Source organism: Streptomyces sp. NPDC004721, from assembly GCF_053601495.1.
Window position 1 is genome coordinate 40,900 of the sequence record NZ_JBSGBZ010000019.1, and the last position, 21,233, is coordinate 62,132.

The 21,233-nt window shown below is 67.3% G+C and carries 16 protein-coding genes and 1 pseudogene; 9 read left to right on the forward strand and 8 right to left on the reverse strand.

All coding sequences use genetic code 11. The features are described from left to right. Positions 1–1,431 carry an amidase gene (locus ACWEK3_RS19225; protein ID WP_453250180.1) on the forward strand — a complete coding sequence of 477 codons (1,431 nt, stop codon included), beginning with the start codon at positions 1–3 and terminating at the stop codon, positions 1,429–1,431. A gap of 106 nt (positions 1,432–1,537) precedes the next feature. After that, positions 1,538–2,278: a rhomboid family intramembrane serine protease gene (locus ACWEK3_RS19230; RefSeq protein ID WP_450538966.1), complete on the forward strand. Its 741-nt coding sequence runs from the start codon at positions 1,538–1,540 to the stop codon at positions 2,276–2,278. A gap of 132 nt (positions 2,279–2,410) precedes the next feature. On the opposite strand, the gene ACWEK3_RS19235 is transcribed toward ACWEK3_RS19230, so the two are convergent. Continuing rightward, positions 2,411–3,940 (reverse strand): FAD-dependent monooxygenase, encoded by a 1,530-nt coding sequence (locus ACWEK3_RS19235; RefSeq protein WP_453250181.1) that lies wholly within the window; start codon positions 3,938–3,940, stop codon positions 2,411–2,413. 78 nt (positions 3,941–4,018) lie between these two features. On the opposite strand from ACWEK3_RS19235, the gene ACWEK3_RS19240 reads away from it, so the two are divergent. The 4 genes from ACWEK3_RS19240 to ACWEK3_RS19255 all read left to right on the forward strand — a co-directional run bounded on the left by ACWEK3_RS19240 (position 4,019) and on the right by ACWEK3_RS19255 (position 6,829). After that, the gene (locus tag ACWEK3_RS19240; RefSeq protein WP_450538970.1) at positions 4,019–4,666 is read left to right on the forward strand and encodes a TetR/AcrR family transcriptional regulator; all 648 of its coding nucleotides are present in this window, start codon (positions 4,019–4,021) and stop codon (positions 4,664–4,666) included. Between the two features lie 222 nt (positions 4,667–4,888). Then, entirely contained in the window at positions 4,889–5,275 is a 387-nt protein-coding gene (locus ACWEK3_RS19245; protein ID WP_376607822.1) for a VOC family protein, read from the forward strand. A 14-nt stretch (positions 5,276–5,289) separates the two neighbouring features. Further along, a complete protein-coding gene (locus ACWEK3_RS19250) occupies positions 5,290–5,451 on the forward strand; it encodes a hypothetical protein (RefSeq protein WP_450538972.1) in 162 nt (53 codons plus the stop codon). 250 nt (positions 5,452–5,701) lie between these two features. After that, positions 5,702–6,829, forward strand: coding sequence for an acyltransferase family protein (locus tag ACWEK3_RS19255; protein WP_453250182.1), 1,128 nt, complete (start codon positions 5,702–5,704; stop codon positions 6,827–6,829). Between the two features lie 290 nt (positions 6,830–7,119). Here ACWEK3_RS19255 and ACWEK3_RS19260 read toward each other — a convergent pair whose 3' ends face one another. Continuing rightward, positions 7,120–8,703, reverse strand: coding sequence for an FMN-binding glutamate synthase family protein (locus tag ACWEK3_RS19260; RefSeq protein ID WP_450538976.1), 1,584 nt, complete (start codon positions 8,701–8,703; stop codon positions 7,120–7,122). A gap of 390 nt (positions 8,704–9,093) precedes the next feature. Next, positions 9,094–9,316 (reverse strand): annotated as a pseudogene (locus tag ACWEK3_RS19265) (transposase family protein); the annotation flags it as partial. Positions 9,317–9,619: 303 nt separating this feature from the next. Here ACWEK3_RS19265 and ACWEK3_RS19270 point away from each other — a divergent pair. After that, positions 9,620–9,847, forward strand: coding sequence for a DUF397 domain-containing protein (locus ACWEK3_RS19270; RefSeq protein WP_384426048.1), 228 nt, complete (start codon positions 9,620–9,622; stop codon positions 9,845–9,847). A 493-nt stretch (positions 9,848–10,340) separates the two neighbouring features. Next, positions 10,341–10,565, forward strand: coding sequence for a DUF397 domain-containing protein (locus ACWEK3_RS19275; RefSeq protein ID WP_450538978.1), 225 nt, complete (start codon positions 10,341–10,343; stop codon positions 10,563–10,565). Between the two features lie 190 nt (positions 10,566–10,755). Here the strand turns inward: ACWEK3_RS19275 and ACWEK3_RS19280 are convergent, their stop codons facing one another. Further along, the gene (locus tag ACWEK3_RS19280) at positions 10,756–11,751 is read right to left on the reverse strand and encodes a winged helix-turn-helix domain-containing protein (protein ID WP_450538980.1); all 996 of its coding nucleotides are present in this window, start codon (positions 11,749–11,751) and stop codon (positions 10,756–10,758) included. Between the two features lie 91 nt (positions 11,752–11,842). Here ACWEK3_RS19280 and ACWEK3_RS19285 point away from each other — a divergent pair, with 91 nt between their 5' ends. After that, positions 11,843–13,180, forward strand: a complete 1,338-nt coding sequence (locus tag ACWEK3_RS19285; protein WP_453250183.1) for an MFS transporter — start codon at positions 11,843–11,845, stop codon at positions 13,178–13,180. A gap of 906 nt (positions 13,181–14,086) precedes the next feature. Here ACWEK3_RS19285 and ACWEK3_RS19290 read toward each other — a convergent pair. From ACWEK3_RS19290 to ACWEK3_RS19305, 4 genes are all read right to left on the reverse strand, one after another. Beyond that, entirely contained in the window at positions 14,087–14,464 is a 378-nt protein-coding gene (locus ACWEK3_RS19290; protein WP_453250184.1) for a restriction system modified-DNA reader domain-containing protein, read from the reverse strand. Between the two features lie 669 nt (positions 14,465–15,133). Next, positions 15,134–18,271, reverse strand: a complete 3,138-nt coding sequence (locus ACWEK3_RS19295; protein ID WP_453250185.1) for a type I restriction endonuclease subunit R — start codon at positions 18,269–18,271, stop codon at positions 15,134–15,136. Next, positions 18,271–19,398, reverse strand: coding sequence for a restriction endonuclease subunit S (locus ACWEK3_RS19300; RefSeq protein WP_453250186.1), 1,128 nt, complete (start codon positions 19,396–19,398; stop codon positions 18,271–18,273). The genes ACWEK3_RS19295 and ACWEK3_RS19300 overlap by 1 nt, the downstream gene beginning before the upstream one ends. 77 nt (positions 19,399–19,475) lie before the next feature. Beyond that, positions 19,476–21,221, reverse strand: a complete 1,746-nt coding sequence (locus ACWEK3_RS19305; RefSeq protein ID WP_453250187.1) for an N-6 DNA methylase — start codon at positions 21,219–21,221, stop codon at positions 19,476–19,478. Between the last annotated feature and the right edge of the window lie 12 nt (positions 21,222–21,233).

Sequence of the window (21,233 nt, forward strand, 5' to 3'; positions counted from 1 at the left end):
GTGTCCGAGTTGCACAAGCTGACCGCGGCCGAACAGGCCGCGGCGATCCAGGCGGGCGCCGTGTCGCCCGTCGAGTTCACCGCGCACTACCTGGAGCGCGTCGACGCCCTGAACCCGAGTGTCGGGGCCTTCACCACCGTCATGGCGGAGCAGGCGCTCGACCGGGCCCGGCAGGCCGAGAAGGAAGTGGCAGCCGCGTCCCGGACGGGTGCCGTGCTGCCTCCCCTGCACGGTGTGACGATCGCCGTCAAGGACCTGGTCCAGGTCGAGGACGTGCGCTGGACCCTGGGCTCGGCGGCGTTCACCGACCAGGTCGCCGACATGGACGACCATGTGGTCACCCGCCTGCGCCAGGCGGGCACGGTGCTGCTGGGCAAGACCAACACCCCCGAGTTCGCGCTGCCCTGCTACACCGAGAACGAACTCGGCCCGCCCACCCGCAACCCATGGGACCTGGACCGTTCTCCCGGAGGTTCGAGCGGCGGTTCGGCGGCCGCGGTGGCCGCGGGACTCTCCGCCCTCGGGCACGGCACCGACGCCGGCGGGTCCATCCGCATCCCCGCCTCGGCCTGCGGACTGGTCGGCCTCAAACCCAGCCGGGGACGGGTCAGCAACGGCCCCGTCGACCATGACGTGACAGGCCTGTCGGTGCACGGGCCCCTCGCGAGGACCGTCGCGGACGCGGCGATGCTGCTGGACGCGATGGCCGGGCCGATGCCGGGCGACGTCTACACGGCGCCGCCCCTGGCCGCGGGAGAGACTTTCCTGGCCTGCGTGGACAGGGAGCCCGCACGCCTGAGGGTCGCCGGGCTCCCCGACCCGATGGTCCCGGACGCCGCGGTGCATCCGGACTGCGAGGCGGCGTACCGCAAGACGGTCCAACTCCTCGAAGGCGCCGGTCACCAGGTGGACGAACTGGAGATGCCGCCGGACCCGGACGTCGTCGAGGCGTTCCAGCGGGTCTGGGCGGTGGCCGCCGCCGGCCGGCAGGTCGACGAGGAGGACGAGCCGCTCCTGACCCCGTTCACCCGCCATCTGCGGGAGAAGGGACGGCAGGTGACCGGGCTGGAGTTCGCGGCGGGACTGACGACCTTCCGCGGCCTCGGACAGCTCTTCGCGGACGTCTTCTTCGCCTCGTACGACGTGGTCCTCACCCCGACGCTGGCGCGGCCGCCCGCACTGACGGGAGAGTTCTACGGCAAGGACCCCGCCGCCGACTTCGACGCCATGGCGGCGTTCATGCCCTACACGCCCCTCTACAACATCACGGGCCTGCCCGCGCTCTCGCTTCCGCTGCACTGGAACACGGACGGCCTCCCCATCGGCGTGATGCTCGGCGCCCGCTACGGCGACGAGGCGACACTGCTCTCCCTGGCAGCCCAACTGGAAACCATCGCCGACGAACCCCGCCCACGTCCCGGACTGTGGTGACGCCGGCCAAAAGCACGCACCGCGCACCGCCCGCAAGGCCGACCCCGGGAATACTGGAAGTCCGTGGTGGCGCGGACACGGATCCGCAGGGGGAGGGGAGCGTGCCATGGGCAGGTCGGATCAGGAGCGGGCCGGGGCGGGGGTCGGGCCGGTGGATCCGGAACAGATGATCGCGGAGGCGCGGAAGGCGTTCTTCACGATGTTCGGGTTCCTCGCGGTGGTCTGGCTGGTGCAACTGGCCAACTACACCGGCGGCTACGCCCTCTCACGGCAGTTCGGGGTGGCGTCCGGCGACCTCGGCACGCTGCCCGACATCCTCACCGCGCCTTTCCTGCACTGGAGTTGGGCGCACATCGAAAGCAACTCCGGCCCGCTGTTCATCTTCGGTTTCCTCGCCGCCTACCGGGGCGTGGTCCGCTTCCTGGGACTGAGCCTGCTCGTCGCGGTGACGAGCGGACTCACCGTCTGGTTCTTCGAACGGGGCGGCGTGGAGACCGTGGGCGCCAGCGGCCTGATCTTCGGCTACTTCGGCTACGTCGTGGTCCGCGGCCTCTTCGACCGGCACCTGATCGACACGCTGATCGGCATCGTCATGGCGGCCTCCTTCGCCTACATGCTCACCGTCGCCGTGCCCGGGACACCGGGGGTGAGCTGGCTCGGACACCTCGGAGGCCTGATCGGCGGCCTGGCCGGAGCCTGGCTCTTCCGGGACCGGCGCGCACGGCCCACCGGAACCGGCCGCCCCGACGGCGGCACCGGGGCAACCACCCGCGGCGACCTCCCGGTACAAGCCGACAACCCGCGAGCCGACCTGCACAAGGAACTCGGCGACCTGGGGCTCCTCTAACCAGGGGAGCCCGCAGTCCGCAAGGCCGTGCACGGCGAAGCGGGCGGGATGAGCGCGACGCGAGTCCCCTTCGCCCCCTCCGCCCCCTCCGTCCCCTCCGTCCCCTCCGTCCGCTCCGTTCGCCCAGTTCGCTCAGGACATCTTCGCCAGGCTGCCGGCGATGGTGGCGAGCAGCGCATCGCCGTGGTCGGCGGAGCCGTCCGCGGCCCAGCAGACGTAGCCGTCGGGGCGGATGAGCAGGGCGGCAGCGCCCAGCCCGTCGGGGCAGGTGGCGCGCACGAGGTCGACTCGCGGCGGGAGTCGGAGGCCGGCCGGGACGGCTCCGGCCAGGTCGAGCAGGACGGCGTGCCCCGACGCGAACAGCGTCGACAGCCGGGTGGGGCCGCCTTCGGTGACCAGGTCGGCGTCCGGCACGCGCTGTCCGGTGAGCGGATGATCGCCGGACAGCGGGTAGCGCAGTGAGAGGCCGGACATCAGTCCCGCGAGGTGGCGGTTGGTGTCGGGCAGACGCAGCAGGTCGACGAAGATGTCGCGCAGGGCGGCCACGTCCTCGCTCGGCTTCGGATCCGCCAGGACACGCTGCGCCGACGTGTGGTGCAGGACCTGCGCTCCGACGGGATGCCGTTCGGTGTGGTAGCTGTCCAGGAGGCCGCTCGGCGCCCGGCCCTGGACGGTCGCGGCCAGTTTCCAGCCGAGGTTGAACGCGTCCTGGACACCGAGGTTGAGACCCTGACCGCCCAGCGGCGGATGGATGTGCGCCGCGTCGCCCGCGAACAGGACGTGACCCGACCGGTACTGCTCCAGTTGCCGGGTGGCGTCGCTGAACTGCGAGGAGTTGTCCACGGCGCCGAGGACGGTCTCCGGCCCGTACACGGCCTGGAGCGCGACGGCGATCGCCTCGTGAGTGACGGGGGTGTCGCCGTCGATGCCTGCGTCGGCGCCCGCTTGGTCCGCGCGCCCGAAGGTCAACCGGTACCGGTCGCCGCCGAGAGGGACCAGCATGGCCCAGTAACCCCCCGCGCTTCGGGTCATGGTGCTCATGTGCCCGATCTGCCGCGGCACCAGCGACGACACGGCGGACAGACGGATGTCGGCCAGCACCGCCCGGTGGGTCCCGGGCCTACCCGGGAAGGGCAGCCCCAGCAGTTTCCGCACCGTACTGTGCCCGCCGTCGCACGCCACCAGGTAGCGCGCCTGCACCCGCAGACCGTCCGGCGTCACCACCACCACACCGTCGTCGCCCGACTCGACCCCTGAGACGGCAGCGCCGCGCAGAACCCGCGCACCGGCAGCGAGCGCGCGCTCTTCGAGCACCTCCTCGACCCCCCACTGAGGAATCGCGATCGGAAAAGGGTGCCTGGTCTGCCAGGGGGTGCAGTCCAGGGGCACGGGCAGCGCGGCGAAGTGCCCGCCGACCGGCTCATGGGACGCGGCCCTGCGCAGCAACGGTTCCAGCAGCCCGCGCGACTCCAGCAACTCGGCGGTGCGGGGCTGGATCCCGCCGCCCTTGATCTGCTCGGCACGCCGGGGCAGCTTCTCCAGGACCAGGGTCTCGACCCCTGCCAGCGTCAGCTCGCACGCCAGCGTCAGCCCGGTCGGACCGGCACCCACGACGACGACCTCGGTCTCGATCTCGGTTTCGGTCTCGATCTCGTCCAACACTGTTGCTCCTCCCATTCCTTCCCTCGGAGTAAATGTATACCAGGTGCAGAAATATCCTCGGGGAAGCAAGCGGCTAGGATGGGCGCCGTGGACGGCAAGCCAGGACTACGCGAACGAAAGAAGCAACGGACCCGCGCGGCGATCTCCGACGCGGCCATCGCGCTCTTCCTCGAACACGGCTTCAACCAGGTCTCGGTGGCCCAGGTGGCCGAGGCGGCCGAGGTCTCCAAACGCACGCTCTTCGCCTACTTCCCCACCAAGGAAGACCTCGTGGTGCACCGCCTCGCCGACCACGAGACCGAAGCCGCACGCGTCGTACGGACCCGCCCACCCCGCACCACCCCGCTGACCGCACTGCGCGATCACTTCCTCAAGCGGCTGCACGAACGGGACCCGATCACCGGACTCAACGACCATCCCCAGGTCCTGCGCCTCACCCGCATGATCCTGGACGCGCCCTCACTGGTGGCCCGCATGGATCAGTTCCACACCGGCGCCGAACGCGCACTGGCCCAGGCACTGGAGGAAACGGCGGACACCCCCGAACTCACGGCGAGGTTGGCCGCCACCCAGATCGTCGCGGTCCAAGGCCTGCTGGCCCAGGACAACGCCTCCCGCCTGGCCCACGGAGAACCGGCCGACGCACGCCACGCGGGCGCGGTGGCGGACGCGGAACAGGCGTTCGCGCTGTTGGAGACCGGATTGCGGCGACTCTGGGACCAGTGACCCTGTGGGAGCACAGGGATACGACTGGTCGCGTAACGTCCCCGTCCGCCCGCGAATCGAGTGGCGAACCGGGTGGCGAACCGGGTGACGAATCGAGGGATACGGATCCGGCTACCGTCCGCGGACGGCCCCGGCTAGGGTCGGAATTACGGCACCGCGTGCCGGACATCGGCTTGGTGGGGCACGGAGGCGCCGACAAGAGGTGCCGCAGGGAGGCACACCATGAACGTGGAGCTGAACCACACCATCGTCCACGCCCGGAACAAGCAGGAGTCCGCCGAGTTCCTCGCGGACATCCTGGGCCTGGAGGTCGGGGCGCCCTGGGGCCCGTTCGTTCCCGTCGCCACCGGCAACGGCGTCACCCTCGACTACATGGCCGACCCGGAGGGACCGATCGCCTCCCAGCACTACGCCTTCCTCGTGTCCGACGAGGACTTCGACGAGGCGTTCGACCGAATCCAGCAGGCCCACGTGACGTACTACGCCGACCCGCTCCTGGAACACCCCGGCGAGATCAACCACCGCGACGGAGGCCGCGGCCTGTACTTCCAGGACCCGGTGGGCCACGCGATGGAGATCCTCACCCGCCCGTACGGCAGCGGCGACTGAGCACGACCACGAGGGTGGACATGTCCGAGAAAGGCGACGCGCTCGACGCCGAACGGACCGAGACCGGCAACAACGTGAACGGCATCCTGCACGGCTGCCGAGACACCTCATCCGTCGCCGAGCGCTTCGTCGGGGCCGGCTCGACGTCCTTGCTTCCTAGGTCAGGCAAACGCTGATGGCCGTCGAGGGAACTGCTGCCGGCGTGGCCTCGCGCCGCCGTCGGATCTGCGACCGGGCAGTGTGGCAGGGACGCCGGCGGGAGGTGCGTCGGAGCTTCCGATGTACATGCGGAGTTCACCGTGTGAACCAGACTCGGCAACCGAGCCCTTCTCGGAGATCGTCACGGTGTGCCCGGCCCCGTCGAGTCGAGCATCAGTACGGCGGCCCCTTCCCCTGCCGAGCCGCTGACAGGAGCCCGCCGCCGCGATGGACAAGCCACTCCCGAGACCTGCCACCGCTGTCTCCACCGACCGTGCCGGCGGGACGGACCGGGCCAGGAATCCGTGGTGGGACAACACCCGGTTCCTCTCCGCCACGCTGATCGTGATTCTGCACACCGCCGGCAGCATCATGGCGCGAGAGGACGTGCTGCACTCCTTCCACATCGCCAGCTGGGCCTTCCGGGTGCCTGCCTTCGTCATGTTGGCCGGTGTGTTCAGCAACGCGGGGCCGCTCGGCCCCCGTTCCCTGCGCACCCTGCTCCAGAGCATCGTGCTGCCCGCCCTCGCGTTCAGCTTGCTCTACTCGCTGGAGAAGTACTGGCTGGGCAACGAGTTCGTGGTGTACGTCGTCCAACTGCCGTGGACCCTGTGGTTCCTGATGTCCCTCTTCTTCTGGCGGCTGCTGCTGCCGCTGGTGGTCCAGCTGCGTCACCCACTGCTCGTCACCACCGTCATCGCCCTCGCCGTGGGGTACATCGAGGAGTTCGGGCTGGAGTTCTCGGCGAGCCGCACGCTCGTCTACCTTCCGTTGTTCTACCTCGGCTGGCGGATCGGCCAGGGCTTCCTGAACTCCTGGTTCACCAGCCGCTGGAGCCTGTTCGTGGCCGTCGCCGGGGTCCTCGCCTCCTGCCTCGTGGGATGGCTGTGGCACCGGGACATCAAGGGCAACTGGCTCTCCATGCGCCACCCTTACTCCGCCGGCGACCCCCTGAGCCTGGAGTGGGCCTGGATCATCCGGCTGCTGGTGCTGGCCTCGGCCGCGGCTCTGGTGCTCTGCCTGCTGCGCCTGATGCCCCGGCGGCGGCTCCCGCTGATCACCACGCTGGGCGCCGGAGGGTTCACGATCTACCTCCTGCACCCGCTGGTCATCCTGCCCATCCGGGAACAGGGCTGGATATCACGGGTGAACACCCCGGCCGAGATCGCCGGCCTGGTGCTGTGCGCGATCCTGCTGACCATGGTGCTCGGCTCCCCACCGGTACGCCACCTGGTCCGCCCGCTGACCCGCCCCTCCACCGGCTGGCTCTTCGCCCCCACCACACCCGGGTCACAGCAGCCGGAGCGGACGCCTGCCCACGTACCACCCGTACCGGGTCCCGCGCCCACCCCGTAGCCCTCCGCGGCGGACCCCTCGTCACTCCCTGAGCGCGGCCCCCGGATGCCGGGCAACCGAATCCGCCGAAACTGTGGTCTGGAGGACGAGCAGCGCCTGCCGTAGCGCCACCCAGCCGGGGCGCCCCACAGGGGGCGGCGCCCCCGGACCCCGGTCGGAGGTGCGGCATGAGGGCCTTCCGGTCGCCGGTGCGGATGTGGCGATCCACACCGAGCCGGAAGGCCCTGCTGCGGGAGACGGTGTGCGGAGCGTCCGCCATCAGGGCACCCCCGGCGCCGTCTACAGGCCCGTCAGACAGTGAAACGGTCGGGATCGGCGGCCTTCCAGTCCGCTGCCCAGGACTCGGGCGGCTCGATCAGCAACTGGCCAGGAGTCAGCCAGTCGTAGAGCTCCCCGTAGGAGCGGACGGTGACCGGGTCCACGCGCCGAAGCAGCATGTTCGGGCGCAGTTCGGCGGGTTCACTCACGCCCAGCGAGGCGACGATCTGCAGTGCGCTGTTCACCGTGGCGGACTGGAAGCGGTGGACCCGGGCCGACTTGTCATCGACATCCAATGCGCGTGCACGGCGCGGGTCTTGTGTGGCGACGCCGGCGGGGCAGGTGTTGGTGTGGCAGCTCTGCGCCTGGATGCATCCGATCGCGAACATCATGGCGCGTGCCGCGTTGGTGAAGTCGGCGCCCTGCAGCATGCGCTTGACGATGTCGGCTCCGGTGGCCACCTTGCCGCTGGCGCCGATCTTGATCCGGTCCCGAAGGCCGGCGCCGACCAGGGCGTTGTGGACGGTGATCAGTCCCTCGGTGAGCGGACTGCCCAGGTGGTCGGCGAACTCCAGCGGGGCGGCTCCGGTGCCGCCCTCGGCTCCGTCGACGATGATGAAGTCCGGCGCGGTGCCCTCTTCGATCATGGCTTTGCACACCGCCAGGAATTCCCGCCGGGAGCCCACACACAGCTTGAAGCCGACCGGCTTACCGCCGGACAGCTCGCGCATTTCGGCGATGAACCGGATCAGCTCCCGGGGCGTGTCGAAGACCTGATGGTAAGGGGGCGAGATGACGGTCTTCCCCTCGGGAACCTCGCGTACCCGGGCAATCTCGGCGGTGACCTTTTCCCCGGGCAGCACCCCTCCGATACCGGGCTTGGCTCCCTGAGACAGCTTCAGTGACACGCATTTCACGTTGTCGTGAGCGGCCTTTTCGGCGAACCGCGCGCGATCGAAACCACCGTCCGCGGTGCGGCAACCGAAGTATCCGGTGCCGATTTCCCACACCAGGTCACCACCGTGGCGCAGATGGTACTCGGACATGCCACCCTCGCCGGTGTCGTGAGCGAAGCCTCCGAGGGCGGCCCCCCGGTTCAGGGCGAGGACCGCGTTGGCGGACAGCGAACCGAAGCTCATGGCTGAGACGTTGAGCAAGGCCATGTCGTAGGGCTTGGTGCAGTCCGGGCCGCCGACGCGGACCCGGGGCTGCTCCGTCGGCACCGGGCGCGGCCTCATCGACGACTCGAAGTATTCGTAGCCTTCGGCGTAGACGTTCCGCTCGGTGCCGAACGCGATCTCCGCTTCAGTCCCCTTGGCGCGCTGGTAGACAAGGCTGCGCACGTCCCGGTCGAATGGACGGCCATCGGTATTACGCTCAATAAAATACTGCTGCAACTCCGGCCGGATCGACTCCAGCATGAAGCGGATATGTCCCAGCACTGGGTAGTTACGTAGGACGGAATGGCGCTTTTGAAGCAAATCATAAGTGCCGACCCCGGCCACCCCCGCGCACAACACGGCGACCAACCACCACCAAGGCGACACAGTCAACGCCGTGACACCTGCGGAAATGGCGAGAGCTCCAATGAATACGATCACTGCAATTCTGATCATGCGGCGAACGTACAGCCCTCCCCGGGCGCATCACAATGTCCCAAGGATGAGACATCCGCCCCACGGCGCGCCGACGGCCCGCACGGGACCACCCGGCACCGGCACGGCCCCTCGCCACGCCCTGGACCTCACCTGCGGCGACGCCCCAAGATCCCGCCCACAGCCCGCCACGCGGCCGCTTCGAACGGCATACATCTACACGAACACGAAGACCCCGCACTCAGCGTCTCCACTGATCACGTGATCACGGGGGTCTTCCGACACGCTCTTCGAGGTGCCCCGACAGGATTCGAACCTGCGTACACCGCTCCAGAGGGCCCTTCTGTCCCAGGCAAAGCGGCTGGTCCATGCCTCGCGCCTGCCTCCACAGGCGGGGCCCGTCCATAGATCAGCCTCGGTGACATAGCGGTAGTCCGTCGTGGTTCCCATGCCGAACCCGGCCGTGAGCTGGGCACTACCTGCGCCCCACCCGCAGGTGAGCAAGTGTCAGCAGGACCTGGCGGCCGGCGCTCAGGTGCCGCAAACGAGAACCGATCGCACGGCGGTGCCGCCGCAACTGATGGCAAAGCTGTCGTTCCAGACCAGAGGCGACTTCCTCCTGCGCTGACCGCATCGCCTGATCATCGTCGGCCACAACACTGGATCCGTACCTCTGTGTAGTCATCACCATCGCCGACAGAGATTCCAGACAGCCGACATACACATTGACTCAAAAGAGCAGGGGTGATCTCCCGTGTTGTCATCAGCCGACGAACAGTGAGCACTACGGCTTGACCGGTGAAAACACTTCGGTGTCAGCGCGTGGGATGTCGAGCATGAGCCTTCGCAGGCTTGCCCGTTGATACTCCGGCCGTTGCCCGTTGCACATGGCCCGTGGAGTGGTAACACTGGAAATGTATCGGAAAGGAGAAGTGCTATGGATGCGAAGAAGGCCGACCTGTACGCGCTGGATCTGTCCGGTGCGTACTGGACCAAGAGCAGTAAGTCCACAGCGTATCCACCCGGATGCGTTGAGGTGACGGACCTCGGCGGCGGCGCTGTTGCGGTGCGAGACTCCAACAACCCGGAGACGCCCGCGCTGCGGTTCACTGCCCGCGAGTGGGCAGCCTTTAGGGATGGCGTGCGCGACGGCGAGTTCGGCTGACGCTGTTTGCGCAGAGCGCTTGCTCTCGCTGAGACCCCGTCGGCTTTGCCAGGCCTGGCGGGGTCTCGTGCGTTGACCCCGCCACGTGAAGCCTCAGCGGCGCCGGGCCGCACTTCACGGAACGTCACATATTGAGGATTATCCAACCCTGAGTTCCTGATCACAGGGCCGACATCTTAGTTGTCCTGCAGAAAGGCCGTCGTGGGCCGCGGGTGCGGCGAGCGGGGCCAGACCACAGACGACGATGAAAGCCGCGGCAACCGCAACGACCTTAACTCTTAACCCTCAACGCTGATCACTTCGAGATTTCGTTGAGGACGAGGGCGGCCCGAGCGATGTCGCCGATCCGGCTGGGCTGAGGGTCATGTACGGCAGCACAGCCGGCGCTGCAGTGAGCCTTTAACTGAGTGATAACGCCGACGCATAGCGGCGGACAAGTCGCCAGTTGAAGGTGAATAGAGAACACACGACCGAACTTCGAATGGAGCTTCTCATGCAAGCGAGCAACGCTGAACTGTACGCACTCGACCTGACCCGGGCACGCTGGGTCAAGAGCAGTAAGAGCCCCTACACTTCCACTTGCGTCGAGGTGGCAAACCTTGGCGGCGGGGCTGTGGCAGTCCGTGACTCCAACCGTCGAGACCTGCCGCCTCTGCGGTTCACTGCAGAACAATGGGCAGCCTTCCGAGATGGTGTGCGCGAAGGCGAGTTCGGTTGAGCTCGACATCTGCTCCCCGTTCGGGGCAAGTTGGAGACCGCACAGGTGCTGATGACCGCCCCGTGTCGACCAGCGACAGCGCTCAGCAACTCCACCGCTGAGACGTTCAGATCGACCTCAAGGGCTCTTTGCGCCCCGGGGGTTACAGCCGTCTGTGACCGGACAGGGTGGCCCAGCTCGGGTGTGGCTGCTACCGATCGTGCTGCAGTGCTCCCGCCGCCAGCGCGTCGCCGAGCGGGGTGCGCCGGTAGAGGACCGAGCGTCCGGTGCGGGCGCGGTCCAGCAGGCCGGCCCGGCGCAGCACGGTGAGGTGGTCGCCCACTGCGCCCGGGGCGAGGCCGAGACTACGGGCGAGCTGGGTGGTGCTCGCGGGGGCGGCGAGTTCCAGCAGTAGCAGGGCGCGAGTTCGCCCCAGCAGCCCCGCCAGTGCCTCTGGCGGGGCCTCGCTGCTGGTGTCGAGGAGGGCGGCGGTGCCGCGGGCCGCGTAGATGACGGTCTTGGGCCAGGGCTCCTCGTGGTGGCAGGCGCCGCGTGGCCCGACGAAGACGGAGGGGATCAGCAGCAGGCCCTCGCCGTGCAGTCGTACAGGCTCGAGCTCCCCTGACACGTCCGTGAGTTCGAGGCCGCCGCGGCGCCAGGTGCTGCCCGGCTGAAGGCCGCTGACGGTGGCCGCCCAGCCGTGGGCGCCGATGACAGCGAGCCGGTGCTGCACGTCGCGTTCGCAGACCGCGCGCACTCGCGGCCAGTCGGGGGCGAGCAGGTCGTGCCAGGCGCGGTCGAGCGCGGCCGCGAGCCGGGCCACCGCGTCCTCGGCGTTCAGCACGGCGCGCACGCGCGGGTCGCGCACCGGGTGGGCGGCGATCAGCGCGGTGATCTCGCGGCGGGCGACGGCGGCGGGGGTGGCACGGATGGCCGCCAGGTCTTCGGCCCAGGTCCGCGCCGGGCCGGAAGGCGGCGGCGCAGTGAAGTCAGCGCCCCCACCGGGGACGTTCAAGGCGAGCGCGGCGTCGAGCGCGGTGGTGCGGCGCAACCGCTCGAAGGCGGGCCGCAGCCGTGCCGACCAGGCAGGCGGCAGCGGGCACTCCCCGTAGGCGAGGGCGCGCAGCAGGCAGCACAGTTCGAACGCCGGGGAGAGCGCGAAGCGGCTGCGAGCCAGGTCGTCGGCGGCCACCTCGAAACGGAGCATGCCGGGAGGATACGCCCGCCGTGTCCGGGGACCTTACGCCCCTGGACGTAGAAGTGGGCTGCGCCGCCGGCGCGGCGTCAAGCTGCGGGCCATGACCGAGACCGCACGGACCGACGGCCCTGCGAGCGAGGCCGACAACCCAACCACAACTGATGCCGTGACACGAGCCCCCGCCCCGCCCTCGACCGACGGCAGCTCCGTGACACGGCGGACCCGCTACCGGGAAGTCCTCGGCGAGCCCCGGTTCCGACCGATATTCGTCAGCCACACCTTCGCCGTCATCGCCGAGACGCTGCGCATCACGACCTTCTCCGTCCTGGTCTACGCCGCCACCACGTCACCGCTGCTGTCCGCGCTCGCGTTCGCGGCCGGATTCCTGCCGCACCTGCCCGGCTCGATGCTGCTGGGGTCGTTGGCGGACCGACTGCCGCCGCGCGGTCTGATCGCGGGCGGCTACCTGCTGGGCGCGGCGGGGACGCTGCTGGTCGCGCTGCTGCACCTGCCGGTGGGCGTCAGCCTGCTGGTGGTCGCGCTGGTAGCGCTGCCCGGCCCGGTCTTCCACGGCGCCTCAGGCCGACTGGTGGCGGAGTTCTTGGAGGGCGACGCCTATGTGTTGGGCCGCTCGCTCAACAACATTGCAGGTTCCGCCGCCCAGTTGGCGGGCCTGGCCCTGGGCGGCGCGGCGGTGGCGGTCCTGGGCGCGCGTCAGGCGCTGGTGCTGGCAGCCGGGCTGCACCTGGTGGCGGCGGCCGTGGTCCGGCTGGGCCTGCCGCGGCTGCCGGCGCCGCCCGCCGACGGCACGGTGGTCAGAGCCAGCCTGGCGGGCAACCTCCGGCTGCTGCGGACCCGCGCGGTGCGACGGCTGCTGCTGGCGCAGTGGTTGCCGTCCTCGTTCATGGGCGGGGTCGAGGGGCTGATCGTCGCCTACGCCGGTCAGCGCCACTTCCCGGCCGGGGCCTACGCGCTGCTGATGGCCGCGCTGCCGGTGGGCATGCTGGCGGGCGACCTGGTGGTGGGCCGGTTGCTGGACCCGCGCACCCGGGAGCGGCTGGTGGTGCCGCTGACCGCGCTGATGGGGCTGGCCGTGCTGGGCTTCGCGCTGGAACCCGGCGAGGGCGTGGCGACCGTGCTGCTGCTGGTGGCCGGCGGCACCCTCGCGTATCAACTCGGGCTGCAACGGCCGTTCCTGGAGTCGCTGCCGCAGGAGCTGCACGGTCAGGCCTTCGGCCTGCTCGGCTCGGGCATCATGACGCTCCAAGGGGTGGCTCCAGTCGTGCTGGGTGCGGCAGTTGGAGTCGCGAGCATGGCCACCGGCACCGTGATGGGCCTGGCGGGGGCGCTCATCCTGGCCACCGCCGTCTGGGTGGCGACCTTCCACAGTCGCCTCCCGGCCGCTGTCGGCGCGGGACAGCGATCAAGGACCGGTTGACCGAAGCGCGCCGGCGCCAGCCCCAGCGCGTCTTGGCCGAGCGAGCTCTGCTGGGCCGCGGTGACGAGGGTGCGGCTGCGTCCGGCGTAGCGGACGGGGGCTGACGAGCCGTCGCGTGCTTGGCCCAGTGCACTGCACTGCACTGCAGGCTCTATCGCAGGTCTATCGCGATCAGTGCCCAGCAGTGAGAAAGAGCGGAACCCAGTGAGACTGGGCCCCGCTCTCTCATGCCGACATCCGCCCTGGTCAGCGAGTGGTTTCTGCTGACCTTCGGCGAGTGCCCCCGGCAGGATTCGAACCTGCGCACACGGCTCCGGAGGGCGCTTCATCTCAAAGAGGACGCGCTGGTCAGGGCCTCGGGAGGGGCCAGTCGACGGAGATCAGTCCACGGATGGTCCAGAACCAGAAGTTCCAGTGGGTAAGCGTTCCGCCGCCCGAGGGGACGGCGGAACGGTGGGACACCGTGGGGTGAGTCCGGGACTAACGAGATTGCCAGATCAGATGGTGCAGAGGGGCTCCGGCCTAGATCAGCCCGGTGAGCCTGGCGGCAGCCAACACGGCAACGAGCACGGCACTGCATGTGACTCCTGCGGCCATCAGAAACACGAGGCGAAGTGTTCCGTCGCCTGTCCTTAGCGCCTCGTTAATGATTCGAAGGCAGCTTTTGCGCATCGATTTCTCCTTCCGGTCAATTTCGCAATTTGGCTAAGTTGAGGCCATGTAGAAGAATTTTACTTAGCCTAACTAACTAAAATCAGCGTTGAGTTCACCTCGGACTCACCGCTTGAAGTAGCCTCCTGTGAACCGATCGGGAAGCGAGCCTGCTTTGCCCTCTCGTAACCGATCCGTGACGGGGTGAGCTCTGGAGGAACCCTCCCGAGCCCGATCCCGCCACAGGTGGTTGGTCTAGTGCGCCCTGCGGAGAGACCCGATGATCACGTCGTCACGCTCCCGCCTCCATGCGGTCCAGCCGTCCGCCTGTGACCCGGCGGCGGCCACTGCTGCTCCGGATGGAGTTCGATACGGCTTCCCTTCGAATGACAGCCAGCCGTTCGGCAGGACTGTGGCCTCATGGCGGACCCCGAGGCGAGGTCGAGACCAGTAGAGGACCTCGCCAGCCTTCAGGTCGCCAGACTCGATCAAGGGGGCTAGGCCTCCTGGTGTTGTCTGCGTCGCAGGGCCGTCCGCCTCTCTCTCCTGGCTGATGTCGATGTACACATCGCTGCCGACGGTTCTGGTCTTCACGGTGGCGCCGGGAATATCGATACGGATGATCAGGCTCATCTGACCCTCTCAAGCCTTGCAAATCTGACACATCTGAGAGTACCACTGCGGGGGGTCACGTTTAACTCTGCGAGCAGCGGTGCTGGTTCGTGCCGGTAGCGGATTGGTCAGCATGGCGGGCCGAGGCGTCGTCCTCCATGCGGCCGGCAGGGAGGCTTGCTCTTCGGGGTGCTGGTGAGCCAGAAGCGTTCGACTGCTGGCCCCTTTGCGGCCTGGCTGACAGCAGCACGGATGTGTCGTTCAACGAATCGACGGTTTGGGTACGGATGATCCACAAAGCGTTTACATGTACACTGCATCTTCACTGCAACCGGCCGACGCCGCTACCTCCGCCTGGCCAAGCACTGGCCCTGGACCGGCTCCACGCCCTCCCGAACCCCGGCTGACCAGCACGTTCTCGTCCCTGCGAGCGGCACCGCCCCGACCGGAGCCGTGGAACCCGGCGCACACCCGACGCGACAACCGGGCATCAGCCTGCCCAGACTCCGAAAACCCCCGCCAAAACTCACGACAGAGGGCCCGTCAGCAAGCTGACGAGCCCTCATGAACGATCGAGGTTCACCCCAGGCAAGCGGCCGTTGTTGCTCCAGCCACCCGGAATACGTCGAACCCGGGACACCGGAACTTGATCAAGCCCTGCCCCGTCACGGCATCACAACTCCGTGTTGGTTAGCTCGCCGGTTGATCGATCGCCGCCTCGTAGAAGGCATCGGCGAGTGCCACGATGACGCCATTGATCGCGGGCCCGTCGCTGAAGAAGTAGTCAGCCATCGTGTTGTGGGCGTCCTGGTTGTCCACAACCGCCTCGGTGACCGCCGCCTGGAAGTCCTGCGACTCCATGAACTGCTTCTTCGAGTTCACCTTGGTCTGATTGACCAGGTCAGGGTAAGCCAGCAGCCGCTGGACCAGTCCCTGCACGAACTCCCGGACCTGGGACTCGGCGAACGACTCGGCCCCGAAGAGGTCGTTCATCTTGTCGATGACCACCTGGAGCGCGACGTACTTCGGCTCCTTCTTCGCGCCGGTCCCCGCCGCATTGATGCCTTTCAGCTCGCCGTCGCCGGTCAGCGAGATGTCGATCGTGCTCGCCTTGGTGTGCTTCACCCCGACCAGGACCACGTCGGAGAGGTCGACCTCAGCGGCCCAGGCGGACTCGGCGATGACCTTCTCCAGCAGGCGCAGGAAGATCGAGAGCATCTCCATGTATGGGTCGCCGTAGTCGACGATCTGGCTCATGAAGTCGTAGAGCCGCACGTAGGTGGAGACGTCCTTGCGGAACAGGTCGAGGGTGGTAAGCGTGACCTTGTCGTCTTCCTCGATCGCTCTGGCGTAGCGGCGCCGGAAGTCGTGCTGCGCCGGGCTGATCGCTGCCGAGAGCGCGTTGTTGCCCTTGCGGGTGACCCACAGCTCGGCGACCTTTCGGACGTCGTCCTCGGTGTAGATCCCGGCTTGCGCGAGCTTGGTGGCGAGGTGGATGACGACGTACGGGTCGGTCTCGGTCTCCAAGGTGGCGTTCTTGAAGTACGGCTCGAAGGACGCCCTGATGTCCTCGGGCTTGTTCACGAAGTCGATGACGAACGTCTTGCGCTTCTGCTCCCCGCTCGCGGTGCGGTGGGTGCGGTTGAGCCGGGAGAGCGTCTGCACCGCGGTGACGCCGGACAGCTTTTTGTCGACGTACATCGCGGAGAGCAGCGGCTGGTCGAACCCGGTCTGGTACTTGTTGGCGACCAGCATGATCTTGTAGGTCTCGCCTGCGAACGCGGCGGCCAGATCGGAGCCGGCTCCGGGGTTCATGTTCGCCTCGGTGAACTCGTCGTCCTTGGTCGGCGCCGGTCCCCAGTCTGTGCCCCATTCTTCGTCCACGGCCATCGACACTGACCCGGAGAACGCGACCAGGGTCCGGTAGTCGTAAGAGGCGTCCTCCGCCGCACGCTTGGCGATGTAAGCGTCGATCGCCTTCTTGTACTTCACCGCGGCCTTGCGCGAGCCGGTCACGACCATCGCCTTGGCCTTGCCGTCCAGCAGATGCGCGACGTTGGCGTGGAAGTGCTCGACGATGATCTGGACCTTCTGGCCGATATTCGTCGGGTGCAACTGGACCCACCGCATCAGACCTTTACGGGCAGCAGCCTCCTCGACCTCGTCGCCGTCGCTCCCGTCACCGGCCGCCTTGCCCGCGATCTTCAACGCGGTGTCGTAGGACTGATAGCCCTTCAACACGTCGAGGATGTAGCCTTCCTCGATCGCCTGCTTCATCGAGTAGAGGTGGAACTCGACCGGCTTGCCGTCGAGGCCCTTGCGACCGAAGAGCTCCAGCGTCTTGTTCTTCGGGGTCGCGGTGAAGGCGAGATAAGAGATGTTCGGCGACTCGGCGCGCTCGGTCATCTCCGAGGCCAGGACCGACTCGACGCCGACCGCGCCGCCGTCCTCGATCTCCTTGAGCTCATCGGCGGTCAGCACCTGCTTGAGCTTGGTCGAGATCTGGCCGGACTGGGAGGAGTGCGCCTCGTCGGCGATGACGGCGAACCGCTTGCCCTTCAGACCGGAGTCGGCCCGGATCTCCTCCAGCGCGTACGGGAACGTCTGAACCGTCACCGCTATGATCAAGTCGCCGTTTTTCAACGCCTGCGCCAGCAGGCCGGACTTCGACTTCGCGCCCGCCTTGCGGACGTCCTCGGGGCTGATCGTGGCCACGATCTTGCCGGTGCCGTCAAGCTGCCGGATCGCGTCCTGCAGCTGCCCATCGAGCACGGTGCGGTCCACCACCACTATGACCGAGTCGAAGACCTTCTTGTTCTCGACGTGCAGCCGCGCCAGGCGGTGGGCTGTCCAGGCGATGGTGTTCGTCTTCCCGGACCCGGCCGAGTGCTCGATCAGATAGCGACGGCCCACACCCTCTTCGGCCACCGCGGCCACAATGTTCGCAACCGCCTCCCACTGGTGGAACCGTGGGAAGAGCATGCTTGTGCGGCGCACCGAGGTGCCGGTGGCGACGTTCCACTCCTCCTTGGTCTGCACGATCATCAGGCGGCCGATGATGCCCAGCCAGGTGTGCTTCTCCCAGACCCGCTCCCACAGGTACGCGGTCGCGGATTTCCCGTCCTCGCCAGGAGGGTTTCCGCCACCATCGTCGAATCCGGTGTTGAACGGCAGGAAGTGGGTCTTCTCCCCCTCCAGCCTGGTGGTTATCGCGGCGAGGTCGTTTGAGACGGCGAAGTGAACCAGCGCCCGGTGGCCGAAGGACAGCAGCGGCTCGGGACGGCCGTTCGTCAGCGGGTTGCGGTCCTTCTTGTACTGGTTGATCGCCTCATCCAGGGACTGCGTGAAGTCGGTCTTCAGCTCGACCGTGGCCACCGGAAGTCCGTTGATGAAGAAGACCAGGTCGATGCTGCGCTGGTCGGCGGTGGAGAACCGCACCTGCCGCATCACCCGCGCCCGCATTGCGGCGTACTCCGCGTTGGTGGTCTCGTTGAGCGTCGTCTCGGGGCGGAACTGGGCCAGCTTCAGCCGCCCGCCGCCGATGTACTGCACGCCGTTGCGGAGGATGTTGAGCGTGCCGCCACCGTGTTCCAAGGGCTTGTCCAGCGCCGTGACCAGCACGTCGAGGAACTTCTCCTGCGAGCCGGCGGCTTTCAAAGCCTTCTCGTACTTCGGCTTCTGGGTCGCCTCCAGCCAGGCGAACAGGTCCTCGGGGAATAACGCCCGCTCGCGGTCGTAGCCGGTGTCCTTGTCCGAGTACAGCCAGCCGTGGGCGTGGAGGTGCTCACAGATCTCGGTCTCGAAGACCACCTCGTTGTGGTCAGTCATCACGCCGCCTCTCGCACATCGATCTGACCCGTCACCGCGGCCGTGATCAGCGCCGCGCGGCGTTCCCGAGCGAGCTCGATGAACCGCTCGGTCTCCGTGATGAGCTGGTCGACCCTGGCGGCCTGCTCTTCGAGATGCGCAGCTATGCGGCGCTGCTCATCGACTGGTGGCAACGCCAGGGGCAACCGGCCGAACATCGACCAGTTCCGGAAGTCGACGCTCCGTTCACGCACGTTCGGGGCTTGGGTGGCAAGAAATCCGCTGCGTCCCAAGTAACGGAGCAACCGCGCAACATATGCGACATCGTCGCCGGCCGTGGCAACGCAAACGTGATAGACCGGCGTCGCATTTCCGTGGCTGTCGGACACTCCGACCGCACCGGCAAAACCGTCGAGAGCGTGGAACACGAGGTCGCCTGGGCGGACTTCTTGGTATCCGTTCTCGGTGTTGGAGAACGTGTACCCCTCCTCCCGGCGGTTGCTTCGGAGAGTCACAATGCCGTCCCGAAAGGCAGTAACGACGCCGAGTCCTGGCGCGGCGGGGCGAGAAAGAGGTTGAAGCACCCGCTTGACAGTCGTGTGCCGTGCCTCTGACGGCGCCCGGAGAAGGTCATCGGCTTCGGCGTCGCGACGCTCGTGGAGGAGGTTGATGAGGCTCTGCTGCTCCTCTATGAGGGTGTCGATGCGGGCGGTCTCACGGTCCAGGTAATCAGCAATTACTCGCTGCTCCTCGACAGGCGGAAGCGGAAATTCCTGTGCCTTGAGCAGTTGCCACGATAGATTACGCTGAATATCGCCGACGCCCCGCGACGAGATCACGTACGGAAATCGCGCGGCGGTCGATGCGAACAAGTATCCACCAAACCGCCGGTCCAGTCGCGGTGACACCTGGCAGACGATGTAGGCGGGACTGATGATTCCCCGCAACTGAGAAATAGCGACGGACCCGCGCCACGCTTGTTGATTATTCAGCACAAGGTCACCAGGAAGAACGAGCTGGTATCCGGACGTATCCTGGCTCGTCGCATGGACGATTCGATCTGCCTTGTACGGCACTATCCCCTCGCCGAGATAGAGCGACAGCAGCGGAGCGTCTGAGATGTTCGTTCGCTTCACAGGCGTCGCCAAACGGCCAAGCGTTACCGCTTCCCACTCAGCGGGAGTGACTTGGAACCACGGGTTGCCTGTTTCGCACGACTGCCGTGTCACCCTTCCACCTCGCGCAACAGATCGAGGATCTTCGCGACCTGTTTCTCCAGGTCCGCATCGATCTCGGCCAACGGCCGGGGCGGGACGTACTTGTAGAAGTGGCGAGTGAAGGGGATTTCGTAGCCGGTCTTGACCTTGGCCCAGTCGATCCAGGCGTCGGGGACGTGCGGTTTCACCTTGGTGTCGAAGTAGGCCTGGACGACATCGAGTTTGCCGGCCGGGCCGGCGGTCGAGCCGCCGTAGGTGAAGGGCACGTTCTCGGTGTCGCGTTTCTTGGTGTCGGGCTTCGGTTTGCCCTTGCGGTCGGTGACCGGCTTGCCGTCCTCGTTCAGCAGGGGCCGCTCGACGGTGATGGTCCAGTAGCCGAACTCGTCGTTGCGCAGCACCTTGGAGGTGTCGGGGTCGGCGTCGGTGAAGTCGGCGTACAGCTTGACGACCTCGGCGCGGTCGGTGTCGCTGATCTCGCGGCCCTTGGCGCCAAGGTTCTTGCGCATCTTGGTCCAGAACGACGAGCCGTCGATGAGCTGGACCGTGCCCTCGCGGTCGGGGTGCTTGGTGTTGTCGAGGATCCAGATGTAGGTGGCGATGCCGGTGTTGAAGAACATGTTGGTCGGCAGCGCGACGATTGCCTCGACGAGGTCGTTCTCCAGCAGCCACTTGCGGATGTTCGACGGGCCGGTTTCGGCGGCGCCGTTGAACAGCGGGGAGCCGTTCATGACGATCCCGACCCGACCGCCGCCATCTTCCGGCGCCCTCATCTTGTGGGCCAGGTGCAGCAGGAACAGCATTTGACCATCCGAGGTGGCCGGAAGGCCGGGCGCGAAGCGGCCGTAGGGTCCTGCGGAGTCACGCTCCTTGTTGACGGCCTTGGCGTACTGCTTCCAGGCCACGCCGTAGGGCGGGTTGGACATGCAGAAGTCGAACTGGCGACCCTTGAAAGCGTCGTCGGTCAGCGTGTTGCCGAAGGCGATGTTAGTCGCGTCGTGGCCCTTGGCGAGCAGGTCGGACTTGCAGATGGCGTAGGACTGCGGGTTGTACTCCTGGCCGTACAGGCCCAGCCGGGCGCCTGGGTTCTGCGCGAGCAGGTGCTCCTCGGCAAGCGACAGCATGCCACCGGTGCCCGCGGTGGGGTCGTAGAGCGACCGGATGATGCCCGATTCGGTCAGGTCCACGTCCTTTTCGGCAAAGAGCAAGTCGACCAGTAGCCGGATCGCGTCGCGTGGGGTGTAGTGGTCACCGGAAGTCTCGTTGGCTGCCTCGTTGAACTTGCGGATGATGTACTCGAACGCGTCCCCCATGTCCGAGTTGGACACCACGTCGGGATGGAGGTCGACGGCTCCGAACGCCTTGACGATCTCGCGCAAGAGCCCCGCTTTCTCCAGCGCGAGGATCTCCTTCTTGAAGTCGAAGTAGTCGAACACATCGACGTCCGCGGAGAACCGGTCGATGTAGTCGGCGAGGTTGTCCGCGAGACCGTCGGCATCTGCCAGGAGGTTGGCGAAGGAGTAGTGCGAGGTGTTGTAGAACGGCCTGCCGGTCGCCTTGGCGACCTCGACCTTGAGCCGGTTGGGGTTGTCGTACTTGGCGGCCAGCTCGCGCACGGTCGCGCGGTCGGGTTCGAGGATGCAGTCGAGGCGGCGCAGGATCGTGAGCGGCAGGATCACGGTTCCGTACTGGTTGGGGCGGTAGGGGCCCCGAAGCTGGTCAGCAATCGACCAGATGAAGCTACCGAGTGTGCTCACAACAATCCTTAC

Bases quoted from the DNA above. Each gene is read 5' to 3' on its own strand.
- ACWEK3_RS19230 (WP_450538966.1), top strand. From the start codon at position 1,538: ATGGGCAGGTCGGATCAGGAGCGGGCCGGGGCGGGGGTCGGGCCGGTG.
- ACWEK3_RS19290 (WP_453250184.1), bottom strand. From the start codon at position 14,464: ATGAGCCTGATCATCCGTATCGATATTCCCGGCGCCACCGTGAAGACC.
- ACWEK3_RS19240 (WP_450538970.1), top strand. From the start codon at position 4,019: ATGGGCGCCGTGGACGGCAAGCCAGGACTACGCGAACGAAAGAAGCAA.
- ACWEK3_RS19295 (WP_453250185.1), bottom strand. From the start codon at position 18,271: ATGACTGACCACAACGAGGTGGTCTTCGAGACCGAGATCTGTGAGCAC.
- ACWEK3_RS19275 (WP_450538978.1), top strand. From the start codon at position 10,341: ATGCAAGCGAGCAACGCTGAACTGTACGCACTCGACCTGACCCGGGCA.
- ACWEK3_RS19245 (WP_376607822.1), top strand. From the start codon at position 4,889: ATGAACGTGGAGCTGAACCACACCATCGTCCACGCCCGGAACAAGCAG.
- ACWEK3_RS19285 (WP_453250183.1), top strand. From the start codon at position 11,843: ATGACCGAGACCGCACGGACCGACGGCCCTGCGAGCGAGGCCGACAAC.
- ACWEK3_RS19255 (WP_453250182.1), top strand. From the start codon at position 5,702: ATGGACAAGCCACTCCCGAGACCTGCCACCGCTGTCTCCACCGACCGT.
- ACWEK3_RS19280 (WP_450538980.1), bottom strand. From the start codon at position 11,751: ATGCTCCGTTTCGAGGTGGCCGCCGACGACCTGGCTCGCAGCCGCTTC.
- ACWEK3_RS19260 (WP_450538976.1), bottom strand. From the start codon at position 8,703: ATGATCAGAATTGCAGTGATCGTATTCATTGGAGCTCTCGCCATTTCC.
- ACWEK3_RS19270 (WP_384426048.1), top strand. From the start codon at position 9,620: ATGGATGCGAAGAAGGCCGACCTGTACGCGCTGGATCTGTCCGGTGCG.